Raw genomic sequence first — 6,792 nt, forward strand, 5'->3', positions numbered from 1 at the left:
GTCCTCACCAGGCGACCGGCACGCTGGTGGGCGCGTTCAGCATGGAGCCCACCGTCCAGGTCAGTTCGCTGATCGGCTTCTCCAGCCGCAGGGTCGGGAACCGGGCGGCGAGCTGCCCGAACGCCGCCGCCAGTTCCGCTCGGGCCAGCGGCGAGCCGAGGCAGAAGTGCGTTCCGTGCCCGAAAGCCAGGTGCGGCACCGATTCCCGGCCGGGGTCGAAGGTCGAGGCGTCGGCTCGGGCGGCCGGATCGAAGTTGGCCAGGTGCAGGCTGACGAAGATCTGTTCGCCCGCGGCGATGTGGTGTCCCGCGACGTCCATGTCCACTTTGGCCCACCGGAACAGCCCGGTGTCGATCGGGGTCTGGTGGCGCAGCACCTCGTCGGCCACCTGGCCCGCGTCGACCTCGCCGGACGCCAGGCGCGACCACTGGCCCGTGTCCAGCAGGGCCATCACGCCGCGGGTGATGGCCTTGAGCGTGGTCTCGTTGCCCGCCACCAGTAGCAGCACCACGGTGGCCACCAGTTCGTCCTCGGTGAGTGCGTCCTGCCCGTCCCGCGCGCGGATCAGGTAGGACAGCACGTCCTCCCCCAGGTCGTCTCGGCGTTCGGCGACCAGGCGGTGCATGTAGGCATACATCTGGTCGACCGCCGCGCCGATCTCGTCGGAGGTGTAGGCGGTCATCGCGGTGAACACGTGCGACCAGTGCCGCAGGTGCTTCTGGTCCTCCTGCGGCACGCCGAGGAGCCTGCAGATCACCCTGGTGGGCAACGGCATCGCGAGGGCCTCGACCAGGTCCAGCGGGGACCCCGCCGCGGCCATCTCGTCGAGCAGGGAGGACACCAGGTCCTCGATGTCGGGGACCAGCACCCGCACCCGGCGCGGGGTGAACGCCTGGGCGGCGAGCTTGCGCAGGCGCGTGTGGTGCGGGGGATCGATGACGACCATGTTGGCCCGGCTGTTCGTCGCCGCCGGGTCGATCATGTTGCTGAACCGGCTGGGGTCGGAGAGCACTTCCCGGGCCAGTGCGTCGGAGCCGACCAGCCAGGCCCGCGTCCCGCCGGGGCCTACCACCGGCAGCAGCGGATTGTCCCGAATCATGTCGAGGAGCAGCGGATCAGGTTTGCCCTCCGGGGTCACCGGTCGCGGGAACTCAAGGATTTCCGTGGTGCTCATCGACGTCTCCATGCTGGCGCGCGGGCCGCGGTCGGTGGATGGTCAGGGCTGCGGGACGAAGCTCGGATCAGGGCGCTCCCAGGCGAGGTCGAGGGCGGCGAGCAGGCGGGCGGCGAGCTGGTCGGCGGTGAGGCCGGCGTCGGCGAGCAACTCGGATCGCTTCGCGTGTTCGAGGAAGCGCTGCGGCACCCCGAAAGTACGCAGGACCGTGTCGATGTCGTTGTCGTGCATCAGCCTGCCGACCGCGTCCCCGACGCCGCCGCACCGGCCGTTGTCCTCCACCACGCCCACCAGCCGGTGGCGGCGGGCCGGGTCGAGCAGCGCGGGGTCGAGCGGGTAGACCCACCGGGGGTCCACGACGGTGACGCCGACGCCGTGTCCGGCGAGCAGCGCCGCGGCGCCGACGCAGACCTCGGCCATCGCGCCGACCGCGACCAGCAGGACGTCCTGCGCGCCACTTCGGTGCAGCACGTCCATGGTGCCGATCCGGTCCAGCGCGGGCAGATCGGTCGCCACCACGCCCTTCGGGTAGCGGACCAGGCTGGGCCCGTCGCCGATGGCGAGCGACTCGCGGAACAGTTCCCGCAGCCGCGTGCCGTCGCGAGGTGCCGCGACCCGCAACCCCGGCACGATCTGCGCCAGCGACAGGTCCCACATGCCGTTGTGGCTCGCACCGTCGTCGCCGGTGACCCCGGCCCGGTCCAGCACGAAGGTCACCGGCAGCCGGTGCAGTGCGACGTCCATCAGCAACTGGTCGAAGGCCCGGTTGAGGAATGTCGCGTACACCGCGACGACCGGGTGCAGCCCGCCGAGCGCGAGCCCGGCCGCCGAGGTGACGGCGTGCTGCTCGGCGATGCCGACGTCGAAGACCCGCTCCGGGAACCGCTCGGCGAACCGGGCGAGCCCGGTCGGGTGCAGCATCGCCGCGGTGATCGCGACGATGTCCGCGCGCTCGGCGCCCGCGGCGCACAGTTCGTCGGCGAACACCGATGTCCAGGACGGACCGGATTTGGCCTGTTGCACGCCGGTCACCGGGTCGAACGGGCCGGGGCCGTGCAGGCAGTCCTCGGCGTTGCGCTCGGCGGGCGCGAACCCGCGGCCCTTGGTGGTGACGCAGTGGACGATCACCGGCCCGCCGAACGAGCGGGCCCGGCGCAGTGCCAGCTCCACGCAGGCGAGGTCGTGTCCGTCGACCGGGCCCAGGTACTTGATCCCCAGATCCTGGAACATCGCCTGGGGGGTGAGCAGGTCCTTGAGGCCGCGCTTGAGCCTGCGCAGCACCTGGTATGCCGCGGTTCCCACGCCAGGGGCCCTGGGCACGGTCGCCTTCACCGCCGCCAGCATCCGCTCGTAGCGTCGCGACATCCGCAGTGCGGCGAAGTGCTGCGCCAACGCGCCGGTGGTCGGTGCGTAGGACCGGCCGTTGTCGTTGACGACGATGACCATCGGGCGATCCCGTGCCGCGCCGATGTTGTTGAGCGCCTCCCAGGCCATCCCGCCGGTGAGCGCGCCGTCGCCGATGACCGCGACCACCACGCGGTCGTGTTCGCCGCGCAGCCGGTGTGCCTTGGCCAGGCCGTCCGCATAGGACAGTGCGGTCGAGGCGTGGGAGTTCTCGATCACGTCGTGCTCGGACTCGGCCCGGCTCGGATAGCCGGACAGCCCGTGCCGCTGGCGCAGCGCGCCGAAGCCCGCCTTGCGCCCGGTGAGTAGCTTGTGGACGTAGGTTTGGTGCCCGGTGTCGAACAGGATGGGGTCGTGCGGGGACCGAAAGACGCGGTGCAGCGCGATGCTCAACTCCACGCAGCCCAGGTTCGGCCCCAGGTGTCCGCCCGTGCGGGAGACGGCGTCCACCAGGAAGGCCCGGATCTCACCGGAGAGCACCGCGAGTTCGTCGGCGGTGAGCGCGGCCAGGTCGGCGGGCCCGCGCACCCGGTCGAGCAGTGTGTCGGCGTCCGCTCCCGTGTCCGGCACATGCTCGATCCCGGTGTTCGCAGTCATCTCCGAGGACCCCCATCCAGGCTTCGACGAATCGCGCACTGCTCTCCGCGGCGGCAACGATACAATGTTCTTACAACTTGTGGAATACGGGAACAACTGCGGTCCGCTGTCAAGGGCACTACATTCGTGACCGGCCGACCACTCTCGGAGGAGACGTACATGGACCGCTTCGACGTGATCGTCATCGGCGGCGGCCAGGCGGGCCTCGGCATGGGATACCGGCTCGGCCAGGCCGGACTGGACTTCGTGATCCTCGACGACCACGCGCGCACCGGGGACAACTGGCGCGACCGCTGGGACTCGCTCGAACTGTTCACCCCCCGCCCCTTCGCCCAGCTTCCCGGCCTCGAACTGCCGCGGACAGTGCCGTTCTATCCGACCAAGGACGACGTGGCGGCTTACCTGAGGCGCTACCGGGAGCACTTCGCGCTGCCGGTGCGCGACGGGTTCACCGTGACCCGACTGGCCCGCGACGGCGGGACCTTCACCGTGTCCAGCGCATCGGAGACCCTGGTCGCCGACCAGGTGGTGATTGCCACCGGCCCGTTCCACACACCCCGGGTCCCGGAGTTCGCCGATCGGCTCGACGCCGCGGTCTGGCAAGGGCACTCCTCCACCTACCGCAATTCGGCCGGAGTCCCCGGCGAGACGGTGCTCGTCGTCGGCGGCGGCAACTCGGCCGCCCAGATCGCCGAGGAACTGGCCGCGGACCATCAGGTGACCATCGCCACCGGCGGCAGGATCGGCTTCGCCCCCAAGACGATCTTCGGTGCCAGCCTGTTCCGGCTCATGGACCTGACCGGGTTCCTGCGCGCGGACAAGGACGCGCGGTTCTCGCGACTGGCCCGCCCGTACGCGGACACCGTGATCGGCCGCGGACTGCCCCGGCTGGTGAGGCGCAAGGTGATCACGCAGGTGCCGCACCGGGTGAACGACTGCGTCGGCGGCGAGGTGGTCTTCGCCGACGGTTCCCGGCAGCGTTACGACAGCGTGCTGTGGGCGACCGGGTTCCGGCCCGACTACCCCTGGATCACCGTTGCCGACGCACTGACCGACGCCGGGGAGCCGAACCAGAACCGCGGCGTCTCCCCGGTACCCGGCCTGTTCTGGGTCGGCCTGCCGTGGCAGAGCAGGCTGAACTCGGCGCTGATCAACGGCGTGGCGGCCGACACCGCCGAGTTGGTGGCCCGCGTCGTCGACCGCGAACACGCTTCCTGACCCGACCCCTTACCCCTCGCCCCACGGCCTGCTAACGTCACCGGCGATAGCCAATTCTCCATGAACTACTGGAGTAAGCCAATGAGTGCCGTAGCAGGCCGGACTGTCCGACTCACCTCCCTGTCCCGCGGGGCGGGGTGCGCGTGCAAACTGCCGCTGGCGAAGCTGGAGAGCATGTTCGCCTCGCTCGGCGGCGGTCTACAGGCCGCGTCCGGCGACCTGCTGATCGGCGCGCTGGAGGGCGACGACGCGGCCGTGCTGCGGCTGGACGACGAACGGGCGCTGGTCCTGACGACGGACTTCTTCACCCCGATCGTCGACGATCCGTTCGACTGGGGGCGAATCGCCGCCGCCAACGCGCTCTCCGATGTCTACGCGATGGGCGGCAAGCCGCTGATCGCGGTCAACCTCACGGCCTGGCCGGGCGAGGACCTGCCGATGGAGATGCTCGCCGACGTGCTGCGCGGCGGCGCCGAGGTCGCCTCGGGCGCGGGCTGCTTCGTCGTCGGCGGCCACACGATCGACGACCCGATTCCGAAGTACGGCATGGCAGTCGTCGGCCTCGCCCACCCCGACCGGCTGTTCTCGATCGACCGGGTCGCCCCCGGCGACCAGCTCATCCTGACCAAATCCATCGGCACCGGGGTCATCTCCACCGCGATCAAGAACGAGGGCGCCGACCCCGACACCGTGCGCGCCGCGATCGAGTCCATGACGACCCTCAACGCGAACGCCGCCGAGGTCGCGCTCGCCGCGGGCGTGTGCGCCGCCACCGACGTGACCGGGTTCAGCCTGGTCGGCCACCTGCACCGGATGCTGCGCGCCAGTGGGGTGGCGGGCACCGTGTACGCGAACTCCGTGCCGCTGCTGCCCGGTGCGCTGGCCGCGATCGGGGACGGGTTCGTCCCCGGCGGCACCCGCGCCAACATGTCCCACCTGGCCGATTTCGTCGATGTCGACCCGGACGTCCCGGCAGACCTCGCCGTACTGATGCACGACGCGCAGACCTCCGGCGGCCTGCTGCTCGCAACGCCCGGCGACGACCCCCGGCTGTTCGACGCACTCGTCCGCGCGGGGGTACCCGCGGCGCGGGTCGGCACGGTCGCCGAGGGACAGCCGGGTCGGGTCACCGTCCGCGCGTCGGAATGACCACCTGGCCGCACTCGGAGTGAAGTGAGGGGATCAATGAGCATCATCTCGCCGGACAAGACGGGGGCGGGCTTAGCCGGGCGGCGGGCTCCGTCGGCCTACCGTCAACCGTCCACTGTAGATGGAGCGGAGAGCCTCGCCGCCGAGGTCGGCTCGGCGTTGGAACGGCGCTGGTCCGCGGAACGAACCCTGTTGGGCGAGATGTGCCACTACGCGCTGGTGCCGACGGGAAAACTCTTCCGCCCCACCCTGTTGCTGGAATCCGCCCTGGCGGTCGGCGGCGAGGTGAGCGCGGTACTGCCCGCCGCGGTCGGCGCCGAGTGCGGCCACGTGGCGAGCCTGATCCACGACGACATCATCGATGCCGACGACCTCCGCCGCGGCAGGCCCTCGGTGCAGCACAAGTTCGGCATCGGCGATGCCATCGTGGCGGGCGACGCGCTGATCTTCGATCTGTTCGCGGGCCTGGCCGACTGCCGGGTCACCGGAGTGCCCGACGATCGGGTGGTCTCGGCGCTGGACGCCGTCGCCCGCGCGGGCCTGGACCTGTGCCGCGGGCAGAGCCTGGAATCCGAACTGTCCAGGGAACTGCGCTTCGACGCCGAGGGTTACCTGACCGTGGCCCGGCTCAAGACCGCCGCGTACTTCCGCGGCGCCTGCCAGAGCGGCGCGCTGCTCGGCGGGGGCACCGAGGCCATGGTGGCCGCCCTGGGCTCCTACGGGGACAATCTCGGCCTGGCGTTCCAGATCCACGACGACCTGCTCGCCTACGTCAGCACCAGCGAGAACACCGGCAAGCCGGGCACCAGCGACATCCAGAACGCCCGGATGACGCTGCCGGTCATCCTCGCTCACGACGCGGGCGACGACGCCGATCGGGCCGCCCTCCGCGCGGCGATGTCCGGGGGCGACATCGGCCAGGCACTGGACTTCGTACGGAACCTGCTCGACCGGACGAACGCGCTCACCGCCGCGGCGCACGTCGCCCGCGAGTACGCCGAGAAGTCCCGCGCGGCACTGGCGGCACTGCCCGAGAGCGCGAGCCGCGACCGGCTGGGGTGGATCGCCGACCTGGTGATCGCCCGCGATCACTGAGTCCGACCGAACTGGGGAAACGCCCGTGAAGCGTGTGCTGCTGGCCAAGCCGCGCGGCTACTGCGCCGGTGTCGATCGAGCCGTGATCACGGTGGAGAAGGCGCTGGAGACCTACGGTCCGCCGGTGTATGTGCGCAAGGAGATCGTGCACAACA

General features: G+C 70.9%; 5 protein-coding genes and 1 pseudogene. 4 read left to right on the forward strand and 2 right to left on the reverse strand.

The window, feature by feature from the left end; genetic code table 11:
• Nucleotides 1–4 precede the first annotated feature (4 nt).
• Both ACT4N7_RS27660 and dxs read right to left on the reverse strand, forming a co-directional pair.
• Nucleotides 5–1,174 carry a cytochrome P450 gene (locus ACT4N7_RS27660; RefSeq protein WP_444831804.1) on the reverse strand — a complete coding sequence of 390 codons (1,170 nt, stop codon included), beginning with the start codon at nucleotides 1,172–1,174 and terminating at the stop codon, nucleotides 5–7.
• A 42-nt stretch (nucleotides 1,175–1,216) separates the two neighbouring features.
• Nucleotides 1,217–3,175, reverse strand: a complete 1,959-nt coding sequence (gene dxs / locus ACT4N7_RS27665) for a 1-deoxy-D-xylulose-5-phosphate synthase (RefSeq protein ID WP_444831805.1) — start codon at nucleotides 3,173–3,175, stop codon at nucleotides 1,217–1,219.
• Between the two features lie 159 nt (nucleotides 3,176–3,334).
• On the opposite strand from dxs, the gene ACT4N7_RS27670 reads away from it, so the two are divergent.
• The 4 genes and pseudogenes from ACT4N7_RS27670 to ACT4N7_RS27685 all read left to right on the forward strand — a co-directional run.
• Nucleotides 3,335–4,393 (forward strand): flavin-containing monooxygenase, encoded by a 1,059-nt coding sequence (locus ACT4N7_RS27670; protein ID WP_444831806.1) that lies wholly within the window; start codon nucleotides 3,335–3,337, stop codon nucleotides 4,391–4,393.
• Nucleotides 4,394–4,474: 81 nt separating this feature from the next.
• The gene (gene selD / locus ACT4N7_RS27675; RefSeq protein ID WP_444831807.1) at nucleotides 4,475–5,542 is read left to right on the forward strand and encodes a selenide, water dikinase SelD; all 1,068 of its coding nucleotides are present in this window, start codon (nucleotides 4,475–4,477) and stop codon (nucleotides 5,540–5,542) included.
• Between the two features lie 36 nt (nucleotides 5,543–5,578).
• Nucleotides 5,579–6,637, forward strand: a complete 1,059-nt coding sequence (locus ACT4N7_RS27680) for a polyprenyl synthetase family protein (protein ID WP_444831808.1) — start codon at nucleotides 5,579–5,581, stop codon at nucleotides 6,635–6,637.
• Nucleotides 6,630–6,792 (forward strand): annotated as a pseudogene (locus tag ACT4N7_RS27685) (4-hydroxy-3-methylbut-2-enyl diphosphate reductase); the annotation flags it as partial. The gene ACT4N7_RS27680 and the pseudogene ACT4N7_RS27685, both read left to right, overlap by 8 nt.

It is taken from the genome of Actinokineospora sp., from assembly GCF_052390155.1.
In the GTDB taxonomy this organism is placed as follows: Bacteria; Actinomycetota; Actinomycetes; order Mycobacteriales; family Pseudonocardiaceae; genus Actinokineospora.

Excerpts from the sequence above, each read along its gene's own strand:
- selD (WP_444831807.1), top strand. The coding sequence starts at position 4,475 with ATGAGTGCCGTAGCAGGCCGGACTGTCCGACTCACCTCCCTGTCCCGC.
- ACT4N7_RS27660 (WP_444831804.1), bottom strand. The coding sequence starts at position 1,174 with ATGAGCACCACGGAAATCCTTGAGTTCCCGCGACCGGTGACCCCGGAG.
- ACT4N7_RS27680 (WP_444831808.1), top strand. The coding sequence starts at position 5,579 with ATGAGCATCATCTCGCCGGACAAGACGGGGGCGGGCTTAGCCGGGCGG.
- ACT4N7_RS27670 (WP_444831806.1), top strand. The coding sequence starts at position 3,335 with ATGGACCGCTTCGACGTGATCGTCATCGGCGGCGGCCAGGCGGGCCTC.
- dxs (WP_444831805.1), bottom strand. The coding sequence starts at position 3,175 with ATGACTGCGAACACCGGGATCGAGCATGTGCCGGACACGGGAGCGGAC.